Raw genomic sequence first — 19,403 nt, forward strand, 5'->3', positions numbered from 1 at the left:
CCCCATGCCCTATTGGAGAGTTTATGGATCTCGCCACCCTGAGCCTGTTCATCCCCGCCTGCTTTGCCCTGAACATGGCCCCCGGCCCGAACAACCTGCTGTCGGTGAGCAACGCCACCCGCTACGGCTATCGCCACTCCTGCCTGGCGGGTGCCGGCCGGCTGCTGGCGTTCGCCGCCATGATCGCCCTGGCCGCCGCCGGCCTGGCGGTGGTCCTGCAAACCTCGGAGCTGTTGTTCCATGGGATCAAGATCCTCGGCGCAGGCTATCTGCTGTACCTGGCCTGGCAACTGTGGCGGGCCCATCCCGGCACTGAAGCGAGCGAGGACAGCGCCCGCGTCGGCCTCTGGGCCCTGGCCCGCCAGGAGTTCCTGGTGGCGGCGGGCAACCCCAAGGCGATCCTGATCTTCACCGCCTTCCTGCCGCAATTCGTCGATCCGGCGCAGTCGATGGGCCCGCAGTTCCTGATCCTGGGGGCGCTGTTCCTGGGGCTGGAGTGGATCGCCATCTGCGCCTACGCCTACATGGGCCTGCACATGCGCCGCTGGCTCGCCGAACCCCGGGGCAAGCGCCTGTTCAATCGCGGCTGTGCGCTGCTGTTGTCGGGGGCGGCGTCGGTGCTGCTGATGGCGCGTCGCGGCTAGAGGAGCGTCCCTTCAGTCGGACGGGTACAGTCCATGGATGAGGGGTTCTAGGCATTTTGCTCGGTGCGAGGGCAGGATTAAATCCTATCCAGCTAGAGAAAGTCCCCATGCGTAGCACTCAGCAATTGAGCATCACGCTGCCAAACCAGAGGACCAACGCGGTGAAGGCCAAAGTCGCGACTGGTGAATATGCCAGCGAAAGTGAAGTCATACGCGATGGCCTGCGGGCATTGATGGCCCGTGATCGAGCCGTGGAAAGCTGGCTCACCGGCCAGGTGGCAACCGCCTACGATACGCTTCACACACACTCAGTGCCGATCGGGTCCGTGCTCGGTTGTCAGCAGAGCACCAGAACGCCCGCAACAAACTGGAATGAGGCACACCGTCGAATTTGCTCCAGAAGCTCTGGAGCAGCTAACCGCGCTTTATCGCTATATAGCCACCGCAGCCTCGCCAGACATTGCCCAACGCTATACCGACGCCATCGTGAGCCGCGGCTCCCGTAGGCGAATGAACACGCCCCGCACTCAAAACTCCCGGAACGTCGGCGCCTTGATGGCGGTCGAGCCCCGCCGCCGATGCCCGCCCGCGACAGGGTCGAAGGCGCCCATCTGATGGCGCTTGAGGGCGGCAAATAGCTGCAAGCGGGCGCGATGCAACAGCACGCGAACATGACTGCGCGAAATACCCAACTGCCCGCCGATGGCCTCAAGCGCGTGGCCCTGGCGCTCACGGGACAACAAGACCCGGCGCTGCAACAGCGGCAGGCTGTTCAGCGTCTGCTCCAGGCAGCCACGCAGTTGCTCGGCGCACAGCAAGGCTTCCGGGCTGTCTTCGTGCCACTCCAGCGGCGGCGCCCAGTCACCCTCCTCGGCGAAGCGCTGGTCGCCCGCCTGGGCCGGCCGCACGAAGCGACCCGCCTCGCGACGGTTCTGCACGTAGCAGCCCTTGGCCGCGTTGGCGGTGATGGTCAGCATCCAGGTCTTGAGGCTGGAGCGGCACTGGAAGCCGCCAAGGTTGTGCACAATCGCCAGCCAGGCGTCCTGCACCACGTCATCGACGTGCCGCTGCCCGACAATCGCCAGGGCCACCGAGCGCATGGCGCCCTGATGCTGTCTGACCAGTTCGCGAAAGGCCCGCTGCTCGCCGGCCAGCAGGCGCGGCAATAACTGCAAGTCGTCGCTGACGGCGGTCAGCGGCAGGTGCTGCAAAGATTCCATGTCGAGGATCTCCATGCTCATCAGCTCGCCCCCTTTACCGCCGAGGCAACAATCCTACGAACAAGCCTAGGAAACGGATGCACACTCGTGCATATATTTCTCTGCGCGCCGCGTCCGGCTCGCTATGATGGTTTCCCATGAACCCCAGCCCCGCCCTTCGCCAACCCTGTCCGCCCGGCGCCTGCATCTGCGAGCGCGAGCAGTTGCTGGACACCCCCGGAGCCGACCTGCGCATCCTCTTGCTCACGCGCCAGGAGGAAAAGCGCCTGCTCCAACGCCTGGAAAACCTCAAGGACCTGGCCGACCTGGAACACATGCAGCGCCAGATGCTGGAGAAACTCGGCATCCGGGTGCAGATCACTCCCAGCGACAACGAAGTGCGCAGCATGCGCGGCATCGCCATTTCCCTGGGCGAGTTGCCCGGGCTGTGCCGCAAGACCCGGCAAGCGATTCCGGCCGCCATTCGCCGGGCCATGGAGAACCGCCCGGAAATCGCCTACCGCCTGCTGGACGCCCAGGACCTGCTGCGCGGCACCTGAACCCCGCTCGTTCAGGCCTCGCGCTGGCCGCTTGAGGCTTGCAGCCTGGCCCGTGAACCCGGAAACTTGCCGCTGCTTTTTCCAGGACTCCCCTCATGCAAAACACCCCACTGAACGCCGCCGACTTCGAACTGATCGAAGACACCCTGCTCAAGTACGGCGACGACCACTCGGTGCTCAATCCCTGCGAGCTGGACGGTTACTTCACCGCGCTGGTGTCGGGCCCGGCTCAAGTCGATATCGCCGAATGGTTCCCGGGTATCTGGGGCGGCGAAAACCCGGCCTGGGAAACCCCGGAGGAATGCCGGCAGTTCATCGACCTGTGCGTGCGCCACATCAACACCCTGGCCGTGCAATTGACCCAGGCCCCGCAAGCCTTCAAGGCGCGCTTCGAACACACCGAGCACCAGGGCCAGGACCTGCTGCTGGCCGAAGAATGGTGCTTCGGCTACCTGCGCGGCGTGGCCGTGGGCAACTGGCCGGAGATGCCGGCGCCGCAGGTCCAGGCGCTACAGTTGATCATCGACTGCGCCGAACAGGACAACTTCGAACTGCCGGCCGACCTGAACCTGGAGCAGCATCGCCAGCAAGTGGCGGCCATCGAACCGGCCGCGCGCACGCTGCATGCCTACTGGGCGGCGCAGCGCTGAAATAAACCGCGCCCCATGAAAAACGCCGCGGGCTCCGATCGGAGCCCGCGGCGTTTGTGTCTGCGCCCGGCAAGCGGCGCGAGGCCTACAGCAATTTGCGCTGCACCGCCTCATCCAGGGTGCTGCGGGCCAGTTGCTGGACCACGTCGCGGGTGTCTGCCTGGAAAGGAATGGCGACGATCAGCAGCAATTGCATCCAGGTGCGCACCGATTCGCTCTTGCGAATCCGCCCCAGCTCCTTGCCGTCCTTGTTCTTGAACACCGTCTCCAGGGTGAAGGTGTTCTTCGCCGTGGACGGAATCACGAAGAAGGTGGCGCCGGTGATGATGGCCGAGGCCATGCTGAACTGTTCGTTGTTGTACAGGGTGGCTTCGGCGTACAGGTCCGATTCGACCTTGTCGGTGCTGACCCGGGCAAAGCGCCCGGACTGGCGGTAGGCATCGGCCACCACGGTTTCCCAGGCGGCTGCCGGAGCGCCGGCGGCGGCATTGGCCGGGCCGCCGTTGACCTGGTACATGGCGGTGGTGCGGACAAAGGCGCTGGGCTTTTGTTCGGCGGTCTGTGCCGCCGGCGGCCAGCTGCCGACAGCGCTCAGTTCGTGTTGCGAGTAGGACACGCAGCCGCTCAGCAGCAGCGCCGCGAGCACCAGGGTGTGCTTGATGAAACCCGACATGGGACTCTCCTTAGTGTTGCGCCAACCGGGCGGTGGCGTTGTCCAGCAACTTGGCAACCAGTTCGTTCAGCTGTTTGGCGCCCTGGGTCGGCGCCCAGTATTCGCGGCCGTACAGGCCGACGTTGCGCTCGAACTTGAGCTGCTCCTTGGCACTGGCCAGTTCCTTGCCGTTGCGGTCGACGATCGACAGGTCGCCGGCCAGGTCGAAGGTATCGACGTAGATCGGACCGTTGACCCAGATCCACACGGTCAGGGTCAGCAAGGCCCCGGGCAGGTAGCCCGGATGGGGCGCGCGGTGGCCCTTGAGGGAGGTCATGTTGAATTTCAGCACCACGTCTTCCTCGCCCAGGCGGGTGGGGAATTCGCTGAGCTGGCGGAAGTAGCCGGCGCTCTTGACGTAGGGAGTCAGCTGGGCCGTGAGGGAACGGCTGATGGCGGTGCGCGTGGCGTCGTCGATACCGCTGGCGGTAACTTGCACATCGGCAATTTGCGCAGTGCGCGGGCTGCTGATGGGTGCGGGATGCAACGGCGCGCCCAGCGGGCCGGTGACGTTGTAGGAGACACAGCCGGTCAGCGCCAGGGTGGCGATGAGGGCGGCGGCCCCGAGCAGGGTTCTGAACACGAAATATCCTTATTGAAAGACGAACAGCACCAACGTCTCGACCCCGGCGCCCAGAACTTTAGGAAAACCGCGCATTGCCTCGGGCGGCACTGGCCCGCTTCCGGTCCCTATTGATAGCCCTCTTCATGGGCCTGGAGCAGATTGAACAAGTGCTCCTGGGGCATCGTGCAGTCCTGCAACGGTTCGGGCGCAACCCCGTTCCATTCCTCATCGGGGTCGCTTTCGACAATCAGCAGCGGCACCTGGGCGCTGTTGAAGAAGGCGAGGATGTCGCGCAGTTCCTGCTCGCGCTGCACATGGTCGTTGTGAAACAGCTTGGCGCTGTAGAAGAAGCCCTCGGCGCCACGGCGCAGATAGCCCTGGGCAGCGCTCAGGGACAGGCCCAGGCGCTGATGGAGAAACTTGACCAGCGCCAGGCTGGTGGTGGGCGTCGCCGTGGCGAGGCTGATGCGGGACATGACAGGCTCCTTGAAAAACCGCGGGCAATGACAGCGCGCCTACTCGGGGCGCCACAGGTCGAGCCCTTGCACATGACGCTCGATGTCATCCATGTCGTCCTCCCCCAGGGTGTGGTCGAAGGGTTCGCTGAGGATCCTGCGCACCCGGGCCAGGCGCTGGGTGACCTGCTGGTTGTCGATGAAATCGGTGGTCGCGCGCTGGTAGTCAGCCACGGGCTTGTCCCTGTAGTAGGCGCCCATCTTGTGCAGCGAGATCAACACGAACTCCAGTTCCGCCAGGGCCTCCAGGGCCTGCTCGCCCGAAAGGCTGAGGGTGCAGTTGCTTTCCAGCATCGAATACTTCCTTGGTTCTCAATCATTGGACAGACCGCCGCCACCTGGGTAGCGTGCGGCGCACACTTGAATCCGACAGGCCCCCAAACATGCTGATCAGGGACTTTCAAAACAGCGATATGCAAGCGTTGCTGGCGCTCTGGCTGGACGCCTCGATCCAGGCCCATCACTTTATCGATCCCGACTTCTGGCGCTCCAAGGTCGAGGACATGCGCCAGCTCTACCTGCCCCATGCCCAGACCCGAGTGGCCGAACGCGACGGCCAGCTCCTGGGCTTCTACTGCCTGCATGAGGATCAGCTGGCGGCGATTTTCGTCGCGGTGCCGCACCAGGGCCAGGGCGTGGGCACACAGCTGCTGGCCGATGCCCGCCAGCGGCGCTCACGCCTTGAGCTGGCGGTGTATGCCGCCAACCTGCCGAGCATCGGCTTTTACCGCCAGCAGGGTTTCCAGGTGATCGGCGATGGTATCGATCCCCACACCGCACAGGCCGAACTGATCATGGCCTGGCCGCAATGAAGGACCTGGCTCACGGCGCCTTGGCCGGAGCCAGCTTGAGCCGTGTCGGGTCGATGGCGCAGACCATGTTGCGCAACTCGCCCAGCAATGACTGGCGGGGAAACGCCGCCCATTGCGCCTGATCGGCCTTGCGCGTGACCTCCACGCCCTGAGCGAACGGCTCGGAGAAATACACCCGGCCGAACTGCGCCGACTCATCCTTCTCGCAGTTGATCACCCGGGTCGCCCGCGAGCTGTGGATCGGCGGCTTGCCCGCGCCCAGCTCGGTAGGCTTGGCGTAGTTGTTGACCAGATAGAACTGCCGCAGGTTCGGGTTGTTCTGGTAGAGGGCCAGCGAGTTGGCGGCAAAGTAGGTGGCCAGTTCCGGGCTTTCCAGCACCTTGAACATGCCGTCCGGACGCTGCGGCGCCGGGGCCTGGCTGCCCGAATGCGCGCACCCGGCAAGCACGAGCGCCGCGCTCAAGCCCAGCAGCTTGTTCATCGGCCCGCTCCCTGGGCCAGGTCCGGCCGCTCCTGGTCGAGCAATGCCTGATCGACCGTGCCCTGCAGCGAGCAGAGCAGGCGGGTCTTGCCGTCTTCGTCGCTGAGCATGAGGATCTTTTCCGCGGAACCCGGCGCCGGGGCGATGCCCGAGGCGGCGGCCGGGTTGTCCTGCCAGGGCGCCGTGGCGTTGAGTTTGATCTGTGGCCGGGAGATGAAGTACTCACCGGCTTCCTGCCAGCCGGCCTGGGGCAGCGCGGCCATCACCGCGGCGCGGCTGGCATCGATGTCGAAGCCCCAGAAGTGGAAGCTGCCCTGCTCGCCCAGGTCGAACTGACGATCGTAGTAGCCGGTCAGGCGCAGGCCGCCATCGCTCAACGGGCGAGAAAACGCCTGCGCTGCGGTGGCGCTGTTCAGGCGGTCGGTGACCGGCACCCAGGCGATGCCCTGGCGCTGATTCTCGGCCAGCTTGACCACCTGCCCGAGTTCGGCGCGCTGCTGATACAGGGCCTTGAAGAAACCCGGCTGGCAGTCCAGCAGGCTCTCGCTGAGGCTGGCGGCCTGGGCAGTGCCGGCACTCAGGCCCAGGAGCAGGGCCAACAGCGGTGAGGTGGCAAGGCGGGGCAAGGGGCGCGTCCGGTGCATGGTCTGGAACATCCTGAGCAGGCGAAAAAAACGCGACTCTACCTGCGCAGGCCGTGCCGAGACAAATCCGCTTGCAGGCGCCCGGCCTGCGCCGCAGAGCGGCGGCGCCGCGTCAGAGGAAAATGCTGCCCTTGAGGTACAAGGCGCCGTAGCCGCTGATGATCACCCGCCCGTTGTCCAGCACCTGACACTCCAGCTGGCCCTTGCGCGCCCCGCCCTGCTGCGCCCGTAACTGGTGCTTGCCCAGGCGCGCGGCCCAGTAAGGCGCCAGGGAGGTATGGGCGGAACCGGTGACCGGGTCTTCATTGACCCCGACCCGCGGGCCGAACCAGCGCGAGACGAAATCGAACGCCTGGGACGGTGCCGTCACGGCGATGCCGCGCACATCGAACGCGGCCAGTGCGGCGAAATCAGGCTTGAGCGCCTCCACCAGAGCTTCGTCGTCCACCACCAGCAGATAGTCGTCGGTGCGGTACAGGGCCTCGGCCGCGGACAGGCCCAGGGCTTGCAGCAGGGCCGCAGGAATCGCCACGGCCTCGGGCTGCTTGGCGGGAAAGTCCATGGACAGCAGGCCGCCCTCGCGGCTCACCCGCAACTCGCCGCTGCGGGTGGCAAAGCGCAGCACGTCGCGGCGCTCGCCCAGTTGCTCGAACAGCACCCAGGCCGCCGCCAGGGTGGCGTGCCCGCACAGGTCGACTTCCACCGTGGGGGTGAACCAGCGCAGTTCGAACACTTCGCCCCGGGGCACGAAATAGGCGGTTTCCGACAGGTTGTTCTCCAGGGCGATGCGCTGCAGCACCGCGTCCGGCAACCAGGCGTCCAGGGGGCACACCGCCGCCGGGTTGCCACCGAAGACATGGGAGGTAAAGGCATCCACTTGAAAGATATCGAGCTGCATCGCGGTCATTCCTCGGCGCCTTCGGCGCGGATCTGTTCCAGGTAGTTGTAGACGGTGTAGCGGGTCACCCCGAGGGCCGCGGCGGCCTTCTCGATCCCGCCCTTGACGATGAACACCCCGCGTTCCTGCATCTGGCGCACGGCCTCCAGCTTGTGCGACTTGCTCATGCGCGTCGCGCTTGCCGGGCAGGCGCCCTGGATGATCTGCGCCAGCAACTGTTCCATGTCGGGGGCTTCGTCGCGGCGCGGCGCAGGGGCGCTGCCCAGGCCCAGCAACTGGCCCAGGCAGGCGTGGGCGGCGGCGATGCCGCTCAGGTCGCTGTTGCTGCACAGGCTGGCGAAGGGCTGCCCGCTGCGGTCGCGAAAGATCACCGTGGAGCTGCGTAGCTCGCGGCCGTCGGGGGCCAGGGTCGGGTAGTTCTCCAGTACCAGCGGGGTGCTGGCGGAGCGGTCCTGCAGGGCGCGCAGCACGGCGGCAAAACCCAGGTCCTGGCGCGGCCCGCCCAGCACCGGATCACCCACCCGGCGCCCGGTGACATGGCCGTTGGCGATGGCGACGATCGACGACTCCGGGCGATCAAGGTCATGCAGGACGATTTCCACATGCTGGCCCACCACGCCGGCGAGCATCTGCAAAGTGCTGCCCAGCACCTGCAGGACCAGCTGGCGCTCGGCAAGAAGGGTATCGGAAGGCACGTTCATTGGCGTTTACCAAACTGGGCGGCCGGGAAAAATATCAACACACTGTTGAATATTCAACTTTTAGTTGATTGCACTGCCCTGCCCGGTCAGCCGATTGCGGCAATTGCAGCGCCCGGGACATTGCGGCAATATTCGCAAATGTAAAACATTCTCATTAAATACTTTCCTTCAAGTGCCCCCCATGACCCCCACCCTGCTCCTCGTGGAAGACGACGCCCGACTGCGCGACGATCTGCACCGGCATTTCCACCAGCGCGGCTTTGCCGTGACCCCTTGCAGCGACGGCCGCCAGGGCTTGGCAGCGGTGCGTGCCGGCCACTTCGACCTGGTGCTGCTGGACATCATGCTGCCGGGCATGGACGGCCTGGCCCTGCTGGAAACCCTGCGCCGGGAACAGGGCACGCCGGTGATGCTGATGTCGGCCCTGGGCGCCGAGCAGGACCGCATCACCGGCTTTACCCGGGGCGCCGACGACTACCTGCCCAAGCCTTTCAGCCTGGCCGAGCTGGATGCCCGCGCCGACGCCCTGCTGCGGCGCATGGCCCGGGTACAACAACCGTCGGCCACCCATCTGGACCGGCTGCTGAGCTTCGACGAACACGCCCAGGACGTGCTGCTCCAGGGCCGCGCCGCGGGCCTCACCGGTTCCGAATACCGGCTGCTGGTGACCCTGCGCGAGCACCCCGGGGAAACCCTGAGCAAGCCCTTTCTCTATCAGCACGTACTGCACCGCCTCTATACCCGCCTGGATCGCGGCCTGGATGTGCACGTGTGCAACCTGCGGCGCAAGCTCGCCGAGCTCGGGGTGCAGCACCTGCAGATCCAGGCGGTGCGCGGCGCCGGCTACATCCTGGTGGAAGCGGAGCGCCATTGATGCGCCGTCATCCCCTGCTGTGGAAACTGGCCGGCCTGCAGATCGGCTTCTGCCTGCTGCTGACCTGGATCATCTGGACCTGGGGCCTGTCGGCCGAGCGCAGCACCTACTTCCTCGACCCCGCCGATCGCCAGTACCTGGCCCGCTACGCGCAGCAGGCCGAGGCCGCCTGGCAACAGGGTGGCGCGGCGGCGGTGGATGCCTTCGAACAACGCCTGGCGGCCGAGGAGCACACCTGGGTCGCGGTGCTTGGCGAGCGCCTGCAACGCCTGGGCAGCACCCCGCTGAGCGCCGAGGACGCCAGCCACCTGACCTTCATGCGCAAGCTCGACTGGCCCATGAGCCGGCGCCTGCAGGACGAGTTGCCCTACGTCAGCATCGAATTTCCCGAGCACCCGGAACAGGGCCGGCTGGTGCTGCAATTGCCCGAGCGCCTGCTGCCCGGCGGCCTGACGCCCTGGACCCACCTGCTCAGCCATGGCGTGGTGCCGACCCTGCTGGCCGCCCTGCTCGGCCTGTTGCTCTATCGCCACCTGGTGCTGCCCCTGAACCGCCTGCGCGACCGCGCCGATGCCTTGCGCGCCGACCACCTGGACAGCCAGGGGCTGGGCACGCCGCTGGTGAAGCGCCACGACGAGCTGGGGGAGCTGGCGCTGGCCTTCGAGCACATGGCCGAGCGCCTGCGCCAGAGCCTGGCCCAGCAGCGCCTGCTGCTGCGCACCTTGTCCCACGAGTTGCGCACGCCCCTGGCGCGGCTGCGCATCGCCCATGACAGCCACTTGCCGCCGGAGCAGTTGCGCCAGCGCCTGGACCGGGAAATCGCCGACATGCAGCGCCTGCTGGAAGACACCCTGGACCTGGCCTGGCTCGACACCGAACGCCCGCAACTGCCCACCGAAGCGGTGCAGGTGCTGTCGATCTGGGAAGCCCTGCGCGAGGACGCCTGCTTCGAAAGCGGCTGGCAGGCCGAGCGCCTGCCCTGTCTGCTGGACGCCGACTGCCGGGTCCAGGTGCACCTGGACAGCATCGCCCAGGCCCTGGAAAACCTGCTGCGCAATGCCATTCGCTATTCCCCCGCCGATGGCCGGGTGAGCCTGCGTGGCTGGCGCGAAGGCGCCTGCTGGCACCTGTGCCTGGAAGACCAGGGGCCGGGGGTCGCCGAGCAGGACCTGCAACGGATGTTCCAGCCCTACCAGCGCCTGGACTCGGCCCAGGGCGAAGGGTTCGGCCTGGGCCTGGCCATCGCCCGGCGCGCCGTGGAGCTGCACCAGGGGCGGATCTGGGCCAGCAATGGCAACCCCGGGTTGTGCCTGCACCTGCTGCTGCCCGCCGCCTAGGCCCGCGACCTGGAAGTGTTTAGAAAGTTAATGCGCTTTACTCGCAAATAGCAGTCATTATCATTCGTGATCTTCTGTTTCTGCCTCTGTCCCGGAGATCACCGATGTCCATGCCTTCGCTGCGTCCTTTCGCCTCTTTCCTGCTGTCCGGCTGCTGCCTGCTCAGCCATGCCGTGCAGGCCGCCAATGCAGGCGCTACCCAGCCGGTCCTGGAGCTGGAACCGCAGAATGTCATCGCCACCGCCAAGGAAGAAACCAAGCAGGCTCCCGGTGTTTCAGTGATCACCGCCGAGGACATCCAGAAACGTCCGCCGGCCAACGACCTGTCGCAGATCATCCGCACCATGCCCGGGGTCAACCTCACCGGTAACTCCACCAGCGGCCAGCGCGGCAACAACCGGCAGATCGACATCCGTGGCATGGGCCCGGAAAACACCCTGATCCTGGTGGACGGCAAGCCGGTGGGCAGCCGCAACTCGGTGCGCTACGGCTGGCGTGGCGAGCGCGACAGCCGCGGCGACACCAACTGGGTGCCGGCCGATCAGGTGGAACGCATCGAAGTGATCCGTGGCCCGGCGGCGGCCCGCTACGGCAACGGCGCCGCCGGCGGGGTGATCAACATCATCACCAAGCAGGCCGGCGCCCAGCCCCACGGCAACGTCACGCTCTACAGCTCGTTCCCCAGCCACAAGGACGAAGGCGCGACCCAGCGCGCCAGCTTCGGCCTCAACGGCCCGCTGACCGACACCTTGAGCTATCGGCTCTACGGCAATGTGGCCAAGACCGATGCCGACGACGCCGACATCAACGCCGGCAATGAATCCCTGCGCACCGGCAACCAGGTCGGCACCCTGCCCGCCGGCCGCGAAGGCGTGCGCAACAAGGACCTCAACGGCCTCTTGAGCTGGCAACTGACCCCGGACCAGAGCCTGGACTTCGAAGCCGGCTTCAGCCGCCAGGGCAACCTCTACACCGGCGATACCCAGAACACCAACAGCAACAGCACGGTGAAAAACCTGCTGGGCCACGAGACCAACCGCAGCTACCGCCAGACTTATGCCCTGACCCATCGCGGCGAATGGGACTTCGGCAGCTCCATGGCCTACCTGCAATACGAGAAGACCCGCAACACGCGGATCAACGAAGGCCTGGCCGGCGGCACCGAAGGCATCTTCAGCAACAGCGAGTTCTACACCGCGGTGCTGCGCGACCTGACCGCCCACGGCGAAGTCAACCTGCCGCTGCACACAGGCTTCGAGCAGACCCTGACCCTGGGCAGCGAATGGTCGCAGCAAAAACTCGACGACCCCAGCGCCAACACCCAGAGCACCAGCGAAGGCGGTGCGGTCAGCGGCCTGAGCAGCAGCAACCGCAGTACCCAATCCAGCGCGCAGATCTTCTCGCTGTTCGCCGAGGACAACATCGAACTGCGCCCGGGCACCATGCTCACCCCGGGCCTGCGTTTCGACCATCACAGCATCGTCGGCGACAACTGGAGCCCATCGCTCAACCTGTCCCACGCCCTGAGCGACACCCTGACCCTCAAGGCCGGCATCGCCCGGGCCTACAAGGCGCCGAACCTGTACCAGCTCAACGCCGACTACCTGCTCTACAGCCGCGGCCAGGGCTGCTATGGCCAGAGCACCAGTTGCTACCTGCAGGGCAACGACCAGCTCAAGGCGGAAACCAGCGTCAACAAGGAACTGGGCCTGGAGTACAAGGCCGACGGCTGGGTCGCCGGCCTGACCTACTTTCGCAACGACTACAAGAACAAGGTCGAATCCGGCCTGGCCCCGGTGAGCCGGGCCAGCGGCGGCAGCGGCGCCTACCGCAACGCAGCGATCTACCAGTGGGAAAACGTGCCCAAGGCCCTGGTGGAAGGCCTGGAAGGCACCCTGACCATTCCCCTGGCCAGCCAACTGACCTGGAACAACAACTTCACCTACATGCTGCAATCGAAGAACAAGCAGACCGGCGACTACCTCTCGGTGACCCCGCGCTACACCCTCAACTCGATGCTCGACTGGCAGGCCACCCAGGACCTGTCGCTGCAGGCCAGCGTGGCCTGGTACGGCCAGCAGACGCCGAAGAAGTACGACTACCACGGCGACCGGGTCACCGGCAGCGCCACCCAGCAACTGGCGCCCTACGCCATTGCCGGAGTCAGCGGCACCTACGCCCTGACCCGCCACCTGAGCGTCACCGCCGGGGTCGACAACCTGTTCGACAAACGCCTGTTCCGTGAAGGCAATGCCCAGGGCGTGAACAACATCGCCGGGGCCGGCGCCGCCACCTACAACGAACCCGGGCGCACCCTGTACACCAGCCTGAGCGCATCGTTCTGAACCAATAACGAGAAAGCCTGATGAGCACTTTTTTTCTGCCCCTGGCCCTGGCCCTAACCCTGGCCTGGAACCTGGCGGGAGCGGCCCTGGCCGCCCCCGCCCCGGACCAGCCCATGGACCGCAGCCTGCTGCAGCGCCAGGACCTGCCCTATCGCTTCAGCAGCCTGCAACTGGATTCCGCCGACGGCCAGCGCCACTACCAGCTGTGGATCGGCCAGCCGTTGCAGGCGCCGCCGCCCCAGGGCTACCCGGTGCTGTGGATGCTCGATGGCAACGCCGCCCTCGGCGCTCTGGACCCCGAGCAGCTCAAGCGCCTGGACCGGGGCCCGGCGCCGCTGCTGGTGGCGGTGGGGTACCAGACCCCGCTGCGCATCGAGCGCAACGCCCGCACCTACGATTACACCCCGCAGCAGCCGGGCCTGGCGCAGCAGCAAGACCCGCTGACCGGGCAGCCTAGCGGCGGCGCCGAGGCCTTCCTGCAGGTGTTGCGCGAGCGCATGCGCCCGGCTGTGGCGGCGAAGGCACCGATCGACCCGGCGCAGCAGACCCTGTGGGGCCATTCCTATGGCGGCCTGCTGGTGTTGCAGGCGTTGTTCGCCCGGCCCCAGGAGTTTCGCCACTACGCCGCCGCGAGTCCTTCGCTGTGGTGGGGCGACGGCCTGATCCTGACCCAGGCCCAGGGCCTGGCCGGGCGCCTTCACGGCCAGCGTGCACAACTGTTACTGATGCGTGGCGGCGCCGAGCCGGGCAACCCGCGTCAGCCAGCGGGGCCCGAGGCCGACCAGCGCGCCCGCCAGTTGCAGGCGCAACTGGCCCAGGTGCCGGGATTGACCCTGGACTACCACAGCTTCGAAAAACTCGGCCATGGCGAAACCCTGGCGGCGTCGCTGCACTACGTGCTGCAGCGGCTCTATCTGCCGACGACCAAGGACTGAAAACCCTGCGCCCGGGTGCAAGGCCCGGGCGCCGAGTTCCAGCGCAAGAGACGGGGTGCAAGCCTTGGGACGGCGGGCTAATCTGCCGCTCGCCCCCCCTTGCCCCGGATCGCCAATGCCCACCTGCCCCGCCACTCGTTTTCTTGCCGCACTGGATACCGACTGGGCCGCACTGATCGCCGTCGTCGGTCCCTGCCTGCACCAGCCCCGCCCGGAGCGCGAGCCTTATCAGGCGCTGGTGCGCGCGGTGGCCTACCAGCAACTGCATGCCCGCGCCGGCGACGCGATACTCGGCCGCCTGCGCGCGTTGTTTCCCGGGCAGGCCTTCCCCACGCCCCGGCAACTGGCCGATGCCAGCCTGGAGAACCTGCGCGGCTGCGGCTTCTCCGCACGCAAGGTGGCGACCCTGCACGGCATCGCCCAGGCCACCCTCGACGGCCGCGTCCCCGATGCCGCCAGCGCCCGCGGCCTGGACGATGAACAGCTGATAGAGCGCCTGACCCAACTGCCTGGCATTGGCCGCTGGACCGTGGAGATGCTGTTGATCTACAGCCTTGAGCGCGAGGACATCTTGCCGGTGGACGACTTTGGCGTGCGCGAAGGCTACCGCCGCCTCAAGGGCCTGGAGCAACCGCCCAGCCCCCGCCAGCTGCGCCAGATCGGCCAGGCCTGGAGCCCCTGGCGCACCACCGCCGCCTGGTACCTGTGGCGCGTGCCGCCCCGCCAACCCTAACCCTGTAGCCGCTGCCGCAGGCTGCGAAAAGCCCCGAAGGGGCTTCAGGGGCCTCAAGAACGGCGCCTGCTTCGCAGTCGTTCGCAGCCTGCGGCAGCGGCTACAGATAGCCAGTGCCTTGTTGACCTGCCTAGCCAGTTGGGCAAGGCCAGGGAGATCAGGGGGACGTAGGTCACCAGGATCAGAAACAGCAGCACCTTGGCGCGGTCGCGCAGCCTCATGTCGCGGTACACGAACAGCGCGACTCAGGCCGAGTACACCGCCATGACGATCGACGGCGGAATCAGGATGCCCCGGGGCCCGGCGTTGCAGATGATCTCGGCGCCGAATCCCTTGGGGTAGCCTGAGCGCACCCTGCCCGCCACGGCAATCGAGCCCACCGTCGCCACCGTCGCCACCGTGGCCGGCGACGAACCGGACAACGCAGCGCACAGCATGCAGGCCAGCACTGCGGCAATCGCCAGGCCGCCACGGATGTACCCGACGCCAGCGCCGGCGAGGGGGCAATTGAACCGCAGGCGCGGAACCCCTAAAGTCACGCCCCTCGATATCAATCCGAGGTCAACGATGACCGCACTGCGCCTGACGACCCTGCACACCACCCAAGCGGTGCTGGACGCCTTCCGCGGCAGCGAGGTGTCCGCCGAGGTGCTGCTGGAAGGCAGCGGCATCCAGTTGGCGGACCTGGAGCTGCCCAACAGCCTGATCAACATCAGCCAGGAAATGCGCGTGTTCAGCAACGCCGTGGCCTTTCGCCAGGACCTGGGGCTGGTGCTGGGACGCAACCTGCACATCAGTGCCTACGGCATGTTCGGCCTGACCCTGCTGACCAGCGCCACCCTGCGTGAGGGCTGGTCCCTGGCGCTGCGCTACCCCTTGCTGCTGGGCACCTTCTTCCACCTCGACCTGCAGATCCGCGACGGCCTGGCCTGGCTCACCGCCGACCAGTACAGCGAAACCGAGCTTGAGGTGTTCAACACCGACTTCTGCATGTCGTCCTACCGGGTCACCTGCCAGGACCTGCTGGGCTGCAAGCTGCCGCTGCGCGAGGTGCACCTCAAGCACCCGCCGCAACCCTATCTGGACAGCTACGAGCAGGCGTTCAATTGCCCGGTGCAGTTCAATGCCGGACACAACGCCATCGGTTTCGACCTGGAATGGCTGGACCGGCGCCTGCCCCTGGCGGACCTGGTGACCCAGAACGACATGCTGCAACGCTGCATCCGCCTCAACGAGGAGCTCAGCGCGCGGCCGACCTGGATCGATCAGGTGCGGCGCATCCTCAATGAACAGCTGCACGCGGTGCCGGACTTCGACAGCCTGGCGCGCCAGGTGCATTGCTCCCCGAGCACCCTGCGCCGGCGCCTGCGGGCCCAGGACACCAGCTATCAGCAGTTGCTCGATGAGCTGCGCTATGCCCGGGCGCAACAGTTGCTGGGCCAGCACAGCCTGCCCATCTACCGCATCGCCGAAGCCCTGGGCTTCAAGGAGACGGCCAGTTTCCGCCATGCCTTCCAGCGCTGGAGCGGCGTCGCGCCCGGACGCTTCCGGCAACTGGCCGGCCAGCTCGGTCCGCTCTCGGACCAGGCGCAAGATTGACGCTAAATATCCCCTATTGACCGTTGCCAACATTCTCTCAGGGGCCCATCCGGCCAAGAATGACTCCCCCGGAAGGTCCCGCTTATTTCAGACATGGAGTTGTCAGATGAAATTGCTGCATACCGCCCTCACCCGCCTGGCCCTGAGCTGCTCCCTGAGCGCACTGGCCCTGAGCGCCAGCTTCAGCGCCCACGCCGCCCCCGAGCGCACGGTGAACATCTTCAACTGGTCGGAGTACATCGCTCCCAACACCATCAAGGATTTCCAGGCCAGCACCGGGATCAAGGTCAAGTACGACATCTTCGAAAGCAACGAAGTGCTGGAAGCCAAGCTGCTGACCGGCAACAGCGGCTATGACGTGGTGGTGCCTTCCAGCGGTTTCGTCAGCAAGCAGATCGCCGCCGGGGCGTTCCAGCCCCTGGACCGCGCGCAACTGCCGAACTGGAAGAACCTCGACCCGGCGGTGATGAAGCTGCTGGCCCAGAGCGATCCGGGCAACCGCTACGTGATTCCCTACATGTGGGGCACCAACCTGATCGGCTACAACCGCGACAAGGTCCAGGAACTGCTGGGCAGCGAGGCGCCGGTCAACAGCTGGGACCTGGTGTTCAAGGAAGAGAACCTCAAGAAGCTCAGCCAGTGCGGCGTGACCTTCCTCGACTCGCCAGCCGAAATGCTGCCTCTGGCCCTGCACTACCTGGGCCTGGACCCCAACAGCCAGAACCCCGAGGACTACCGCAAGGCCGAGGCCCTGCTGCTCAAGCTGCGTCCTTACGTGCGCTACTTCCACAGCGCCAAGTGGATGGGCGACATCGCCAACGGCAACATCTGCGTGGCCGTGGGCTACTCCGGCGGCTTCCTGCAGGCGGCCAACCGCTCCAACGAGGCCAAGAACGGCGTGCACATCGAAATGCGCATTCCCAAGGAAGGCACCCTGGTGTGGTTCGACACCGTGGCCATTCCCGCCGGCGCCAAGCACGTGGACACCGCCCACGCGGTCCTCAATTACCTGATGGAGCCCAAGGTCATCGCCTCCATCAGCAACTATGTCGGCTACCCCAATGGCATCACCGACTCCAAACCCTTCATCCAGCAGTCGCTGCTGGACAACCCGGACCTGTTCCCCAGCGCCGCGACCATGACCCGCCTGTTCCCCCTGGCACCGCTGCCGGCCAAGGCCGAGCGCGTCCGCACCCGCACCTGGGTCAAGGTCACCAGTGGCCGCTGAGTCACTCACCGCGAAGGCTTGCCGGAGCGCCGCGCAGCGCGTTCCGGCAGCCCTTCCATGCCGTGGCGCAGCCTGCGCCCGGCGTGCCTGAACCCAGAGTCGAATATGTCGTTACCCAATTCCCGTCACGTGGCCCTGCACCAGCTGTCGATCGAGGCGCTGCTGCAAGGCTTTGCCAGCTTGCAGTTCACCCCGGTGGACCTGCTGCAGGCCGTCCTGGCACAGATCGAGCGCCACGAGCCGCAGCTCAACGCCCTGTGTGAACGCCAGGATCAGGCCGCGCTGCTGGCCGCCCAGGCGTCCACCGCGCGCTGGGCCGCCGGGCAGCCGCTGGGCCGGCTCGACGGCATTCCGATTCTGGTCAAGGACAACCACGACATTCGCGGCTGGCGCACCCGCAACGGCTCCAGAGCCCTGGCCGAGCGTGCGGCGCTGCCCCACGACTCATCCCTGGTGGCGCGCCTGCGCGAGGCTGGGGCGATCTTCATCGCCAAGACCACCCTGCCCGAGCTGGGCAGCACGCCGCTGACCGACAGCCCCCTGACCGGGGTCACCCGCAACCCGTGGAACCTGGCCCTGCATGCCGGTGGAAGCAGTGGCGGCAGCACCGCGGGGGTCGCCGCCGGTTATGCCCCGGCGGCCACCGGCAACGATGCCGCCGGATCGATCCGCACCCCGTCGAGCTTCTGCGGGGTCATAGGTTTCAAGCCCAGCCACGGGCTGGTGTCCGCCTGCCCGAGCATCGACCCCGGCGGCATGCCGGCCGAAGGGCCGATTGCCCGCCACGTGCGCGACATCGCCTTGCTGATGGAACTCATGAGCCAGCATGAACCCGGCGAACCCTTTGCCTGGTCCCATGGCCCGACGGATTTTCTCGCTGCCATCGAGGACGGTGTCAACGGCCTGCGCATCGCCTTCAGCGCCGACCTGGGCTACGCCGCCCACGTCGACCCGCAGATCGCCGCGGCCTGCCTGAGCGCCGCCCAGTTGCTGCAACAGGCCGGCGCGACCCTGGTCCTGGCCTCGCCGGACATCGGCAACCCGGCGCCGAACTACCTGCGGGCCTGGCCGGTGGAAGTGGCCTGCGCGGTGACCCAGGAAATACCCGGTGAAAACCGCCACCTGGTCGGCGACTTTCTGCAGCAGGCCCAGGTCCGGGCACGCCAGCTCAACGCCCTGGACTACGCCTGCGCGGTGCAGGAACGGCATCAGGTGGCCCAGCGACTGCACGGGTTTCTCGGTGAATACGACCTGCTGCTGACCCCCACCGCGGTGGTCGAGCCGTTCGCCGTGGAGCGCCAGATGCCGCCGGACTGGCCGGAACACGTCAGCGCCATGTGGCAGCCGACCACCTTTCCCTTCAATTTCAGCCGCCAGCCGGCGCTGAGCATGCCCTGCGGCCTGAGCGCCGCCGGCCTGCCCATAGGCCTGCAGATCGTCGCCCGCTTCGGCCGCGACGCTCTGGTCCTGCGGGCCGCCCGGGCCCTGGAAAAACTGCTGCCTGCGGGAGTGTTCAGCCACCCCGTCGGGCTGCTCGACGCCCCCGGGCGCGAATTGCACTGAACAACCCGCTGACGCAGCAACAGCGCGTCGCTTTACGGACAAGGAGGTGGACCATGGACTCTTCAAGCAGTTGGTATCAAGACACCCAATTCGACCATGACATTTACGTGATGATCATCCGCGAGCCCAGCTCACCGAGCCTGTATGCCCACCAGTCCGGCCCCAGCTTCAGCTACGTGGGACGCCTCACCGGCCATGGCCAGCACCCGTGCTTTTCCGTGCACTTTGCCTGCCCGCCCTACGGCAACGACTACACCAGCACCGAAGCCGCGCTGCAGGCCGGCCTGGCCCATGGCCGCGCGCTGATCGAACACTGGCGCACCCGGGGCAGCAAACCGCCGGCGCGCAACGCCGAAGTGGCCCTCTCCAGCTACAACAGTTGAATGCCTTGCAGGCCCCCGGCTGAGG

At 66.6% G+C, this 19,403-nt stretch carries 22 protein-coding genes and 2 pseudogenes; 14 read left to right on the plus strand and 10 right to left on the minus strand.

What is annotated here, in order from left to right:
- Positions 1-23 precede the first annotated feature (23 nt).
- The gene (locus ACMGG8_RS21225; RefSeq protein ID WP_414158344.1) at positions 24-644 is read left to right on the plus strand and encodes a LysE family translocator; all 621 of its coding nucleotides are present in this window, start codon (positions 24-26) and stop codon (positions 642-644) included.
- Between the two features lie 107 nt (positions 645-751).
- Positions 752-1,020: pseudogene (locus tag ACMGG8_RS21230) on the plus strand (ribbon-helix-helix domain-containing protein).
- A gap of 151 nt (positions 1,021-1,171) precedes the next feature.
- Here the strand turns inward: ACMGG8_RS21230 and ACMGG8_RS21235 are convergent.
- Positions 1,172-1,885, minus strand: coding sequence for an RNA polymerase sigma factor (locus ACMGG8_RS21235; protein WP_414158345.1), 714 nt, complete (start codon positions 1,883-1,885; stop codon positions 1,172-1,174).
- A 116-nt stretch (positions 1,886-2,001) separates the two neighbouring features.
- On the opposite strand from ACMGG8_RS21235, the gene ACMGG8_RS21240 reads away from it, so the two are divergent.
- Positions 2,002-2,403 carry a hypothetical protein gene (locus ACMGG8_RS21240; RefSeq protein ID WP_414158346.1) on the plus strand — a complete coding sequence of 134 codons (402 nt, stop codon included), beginning with the start codon at positions 2,002-2,004 and terminating at the stop codon, positions 2,401-2,403.
- Between the two features lie 95 nt (positions 2,404-2,498).
- Positions 2,499-3,053 carry a UPF0149 family protein gene (locus ACMGG8_RS21245; protein ID WP_060838964.1) on the plus strand — a complete coding sequence of 185 codons (555 nt, stop codon included), beginning with the start codon at positions 2,499-2,501 and terminating at the stop codon, positions 3,051-3,053.
- 85 nt (positions 3,054-3,138) lie between these two features.
- Here the strand turns inward: ACMGG8_RS21245 and ACMGG8_RS21250 are convergent, their stop codons facing one another.
- From ACMGG8_RS21250 to ACMGG8_RS21265, 4 genes are all read right to left on the minus strand, one after another.
- Entirely contained in the window at positions 3,139-3,726 is a 588-nt protein-coding gene (locus ACMGG8_RS21250; RefSeq protein ID WP_414158347.1) for a hypothetical protein, read from the minus strand.
- Between the two features lie 10 nt (positions 3,727-3,736).
- Entirely contained in the window at positions 3,737-4,348 is a 612-nt protein-coding gene (locus tag ACMGG8_RS21255; protein ID WP_041117820.1) for a hypothetical protein, read from the minus strand.
- Between the two features lie 107 nt (positions 4,349-4,455).
- The gene (locus tag ACMGG8_RS21260; protein ID WP_414158348.1) at positions 4,456-4,806 is read right to left on the minus strand and encodes a hypothetical protein; all 351 of its coding nucleotides are present in this window, start codon (positions 4,804-4,806) and stop codon (positions 4,456-4,458) included.
- A 39-nt stretch (positions 4,807-4,845) separates the two neighbouring features.
- On the minus strand, positions 4,846-5,139 hold the full coding sequence (locus ACMGG8_RS21265) for a hypothetical protein (protein ID WP_414158349.1): 294 nt from the start codon (positions 5,137-5,139) through the stop codon (positions 4,846-4,848).
- A gap of 89 nt (positions 5,140-5,228) precedes the next feature.
- Here ACMGG8_RS21265 and ACMGG8_RS21270 point away from each other — a divergent pair, with 89 nt between their 5' ends.
- Positions 5,229-5,657, plus strand: coding sequence for an N-acetyltransferase (locus ACMGG8_RS21270; RefSeq protein WP_173655894.1), 429 nt, complete (start codon positions 5,229-5,231; stop codon positions 5,655-5,657).
- Positions 5,658-5,667: 10 nt separating this feature from the next.
- Here the strand turns inward: ACMGG8_RS21270 and ACMGG8_RS21275 are convergent, their stop codons facing one another.
- From ACMGG8_RS21275 to ACMGG8_RS21290, 4 genes are all read right to left on the minus strand, one after another.
- Positions 5,668-6,138: a surface-adhesin E family protein gene (locus tag ACMGG8_RS21275; RefSeq protein ID WP_060838959.1), complete on the minus strand. Its 471-nt coding sequence runs from the start codon at positions 6,136-6,138 to the stop codon at positions 5,668-5,670.
- Positions 6,135-6,782: a hypothetical protein gene (locus ACMGG8_RS21280; protein WP_414158350.1), complete on the minus strand. Its 648-nt coding sequence runs from the start codon at positions 6,780-6,782 to the stop codon at positions 6,135-6,137. Before ACMGG8_RS21280 ends, ACMGG8_RS21275 begins: the two co-directional genes overlap by 4 nt.
- Before the next feature lie 112 nt (positions 6,783-6,894).
- Positions 6,895-7,680: a PhzF family phenazine biosynthesis protein gene (locus ACMGG8_RS21285; protein WP_414159963.1), complete on the minus strand. Its 786-nt coding sequence runs from the start codon at positions 7,678-7,680 to the stop codon at positions 6,895-6,897.
- A 5-nt stretch (positions 7,681-7,685) separates the two neighbouring features.
- On the minus strand, positions 7,686-8,381 hold the full coding sequence (locus ACMGG8_RS21290; RefSeq protein WP_414158351.1) for a transcriptional regulator: 696 nt from the start codon (positions 8,379-8,381) through the stop codon (positions 7,686-7,688).
- A 181-nt stretch (positions 8,382-8,562) separates the two neighbouring features.
- On the opposite strand from ACMGG8_RS21290, the gene ACMGG8_RS21295 reads away from it, so the two are divergent.
- From ACMGG8_RS21295 to ACMGG8_RS21315, 5 genes are all read left to right on the plus strand, one after another.
- Positions 8,563-9,255, plus strand: a complete 693-nt coding sequence (locus ACMGG8_RS21295; protein WP_108543224.1) for a response regulator transcription factor — start codon at positions 8,563-8,565, stop codon at positions 9,253-9,255.
- Positions 9,255-10,592 carry a histidine kinase sensor domain-containing protein gene (locus tag ACMGG8_RS21300; protein ID WP_414158352.1) on the plus strand — a complete coding sequence of 446 codons (1,338 nt, stop codon included), beginning with the start codon at positions 9,255-9,257 and terminating at the stop codon, positions 10,590-10,592. The genes ACMGG8_RS21295 and ACMGG8_RS21300 overlap by 1 nt, the downstream gene beginning before the upstream one ends.
- 110 nt (positions 10,593-10,702) lie before the next feature.
- Positions 10,703-12,937: a TonB-dependent siderophore receptor gene (locus ACMGG8_RS21305; RefSeq protein ID WP_414159964.1), complete on the plus strand. Its 2,235-nt coding sequence runs from the start codon at positions 10,703-10,705 to the stop codon at positions 12,935-12,937.
- Positions 12,938-12,957: 20 nt separating this feature from the next.
- Positions 12,958-13,872, plus strand: a complete 915-nt coding sequence (locus tag ACMGG8_RS21310; protein ID WP_060838953.1) for an alpha/beta hydrolase — start codon at positions 12,958-12,960, stop codon at positions 13,870-13,872.
- A 115-nt stretch (positions 13,873-13,987) separates the two neighbouring features.
- Positions 13,988-14,605: a DNA-3-methyladenine glycosylase family protein gene (locus ACMGG8_RS21315; RefSeq protein ID WP_414158353.1), complete on the plus strand. Its 618-nt coding sequence runs from the start codon at positions 13,988-13,990 to the stop codon at positions 14,603-14,605.
- A gap of 248 nt (positions 14,606-14,853) precedes the next feature.
- Here the strand turns inward: ACMGG8_RS21315 and ACMGG8_RS21320 are convergent.
- Positions 14,854-15,102, minus strand: a pseudogene (locus tag ACMGG8_RS21320) (TRAP transporter large permease subunit); the annotation flags it as partial.
- A gap of 70 nt (positions 15,103-15,172) precedes the next feature.
- Here ACMGG8_RS21320 and ACMGG8_RS21325 point away from each other — a divergent pair.
- The 4 genes from ACMGG8_RS21325 (at position 15,173) to ACMGG8_RS21340 (ending at position 19,378) form a co-directional block, all read left to right on the plus strand.
- Entirely contained in the window at positions 15,173-16,204 is a 1,032-nt protein-coding gene (locus ACMGG8_RS21325; protein ID WP_060838950.1) for an AraC family transcriptional regulator, read from the plus strand.
- A gap of 106 nt (positions 16,205-16,310) precedes the next feature.
- On the plus strand, positions 16,311-17,432 hold the full coding sequence (locus ACMGG8_RS21330; protein WP_060843368.1) for a polyamine ABC transporter substrate-binding protein: 1,122 nt from the start codon (positions 16,311-16,313) through the stop codon (positions 17,430-17,432).
- A 105-nt stretch (positions 17,433-17,537) separates the two neighbouring features.
- Positions 17,538-18,995 (plus strand): amidase, encoded by a 1,458-nt coding sequence (locus tag ACMGG8_RS21335; protein ID WP_414158354.1) that lies wholly within the window; start codon positions 17,538-17,540, stop codon positions 18,993-18,995.
- A 53-nt stretch (positions 18,996-19,048) separates the two neighbouring features.
- Positions 19,049-19,378 (plus strand): hypothetical protein, encoded by a 330-nt coding sequence (locus tag ACMGG8_RS21340; protein WP_060843366.1) that lies wholly within the window; start codon positions 19,049-19,051, stop codon positions 19,376-19,378.
- Positions 19,379-19,403 lie beyond the last annotated feature (25 nt).

This window comes from Pseudomonas sp. BNK-45 (assembly GCF_047456255.1).
Classification (GTDB): domain Bacteria; phylum Pseudomonadota; class Gammaproteobacteria; order Pseudomonadales; family Pseudomonadaceae; genus Aquipseudomonas.

Excerpts from the sequence above, each read along its gene's own strand:
- ACMGG8_RS21315 (WP_414158353.1), top strand. The coding sequence starts at position 13,988 with ATGCCCACCTGCCCCGCCACTCGTTTTCTTGCCGCACTGGATACCGAC.
- ACMGG8_RS21300 (WP_414158352.1), top strand. The coding sequence starts at position 9,255 with ATGCGCCGTCATCCCCTGCTGTGGAAACTGGCCGGCCTGCAGATCGGC.
- ACMGG8_RS21240 (WP_414158346.1), top strand. The coding sequence starts at position 2,002 with ATGAACCCCAGCCCCGCCCTTCGCCAACCCTGTCCGCCCGGCGCCTGC.
- ACMGG8_RS21310 (WP_060838953.1), top strand. The coding sequence starts at position 12,958 with ATGAGCACTTTTTTTCTGCCCCTGGCCCTGGCCCTAACCCTGGCCTGG.
- ACMGG8_RS21280 (WP_414158350.1), bottom strand. The coding sequence starts at position 6,782 with ATGCACCGGACGCGCCCCTTGCCCCGCCTTGCCACCTCACCGCTGTTG.
- ACMGG8_RS21245 (WP_060838964.1), top strand. The coding sequence starts at position 2,499 with ATGCAAAACACCCCACTGAACGCCGCCGACTTCGAACTGATCGAAGAC.
- ACMGG8_RS21325 (WP_060838950.1), top strand. The coding sequence starts at position 15,173 with ATGACCGCACTGCGCCTGACGACCCTGCACACCACCCAAGCGGTGCTG.
- ACMGG8_RS21335 (WP_414158354.1), top strand. The coding sequence starts at position 17,538 with ATGTCGTTACCCAATTCCCGTCACGTGGCCCTGCACCAGCTGTCGATC.
- ACMGG8_RS21285 (WP_414159963.1), bottom strand. The coding sequence starts at position 7,680 with ATGCAGCTCGATATCTTTCAAGTGGATGCCTTTACCTCCCATGTCTTC.
- ACMGG8_RS21290 (WP_414158351.1), bottom strand. The coding sequence starts at position 8,381 with ATGAACGTGCCTTCCGATACCCTTCTTGCCGAGCGCCAGCTGGTCCTG.
- ACMGG8_RS21340 (WP_060843366.1), top strand. The coding sequence starts at position 19,049 with ATGGACTCTTCAAGCAGTTGGTATCAAGACACCCAATTCGACCATGAC.
- ACMGG8_RS21330 (WP_060843368.1), top strand. The coding sequence starts at position 16,311 with ATGAAATTGCTGCATACCGCCCTCACCCGCCTGGCCCTGAGCTGCTCC.
- ACMGG8_RS21225 (WP_414158344.1), top strand. The coding sequence starts at position 24 with ATGGATCTCGCCACCCTGAGCCTGTTCATCCCCGCCTGCTTTGCCCTG.
- ACMGG8_RS21275 (WP_060838959.1), bottom strand. The coding sequence starts at position 6,138 with ATGAACAAGCTGCTGGGCTTGAGCGCGGCGCTCGTGCTTGCCGGGTGC.
- ACMGG8_RS21265 (WP_414158349.1), bottom strand. The coding sequence starts at position 5,139 with ATGCTGGAAAGCAACTGCACCCTCAGCCTTTCGGGCGAGCAGGCCCTG.
- ACMGG8_RS21235 (WP_414158345.1), bottom strand. The coding sequence starts at position 1,885 with ATGAGCATGGAGATCCTCGACATGGAATCTTTGCAGCACCTGCCGCTG.
- ACMGG8_RS21295 (WP_108543224.1), top strand. The coding sequence starts at position 8,563 with ATGACCCCCACCCTGCTCCTCGTGGAAGACGACGCCCGACTGCGCGAC.
- ACMGG8_RS21260 (WP_414158348.1), bottom strand. The coding sequence starts at position 4,806 with ATGTCCCGCATCAGCCTCGCCACGGCGACGCCCACCACCAGCCTGGCG.
- ACMGG8_RS21270 (WP_173655894.1), top strand. The coding sequence starts at position 5,229 with ATGCTGATCAGGGACTTTCAAAACAGCGATATGCAAGCGTTGCTGGCG.
- ACMGG8_RS21305 (WP_414159964.1), top strand. The coding sequence starts at position 10,703 with ATGCCTTCGCTGCGTCCTTTCGCCTCTTTCCTGCTGTCCGGCTGCTGC.
- ACMGG8_RS21250 (WP_414158347.1), bottom strand. The coding sequence starts at position 3,726 with ATGTCGGGTTTCATCAAGCACACCCTGGTGCTCGCGGCGCTGCTGCTG.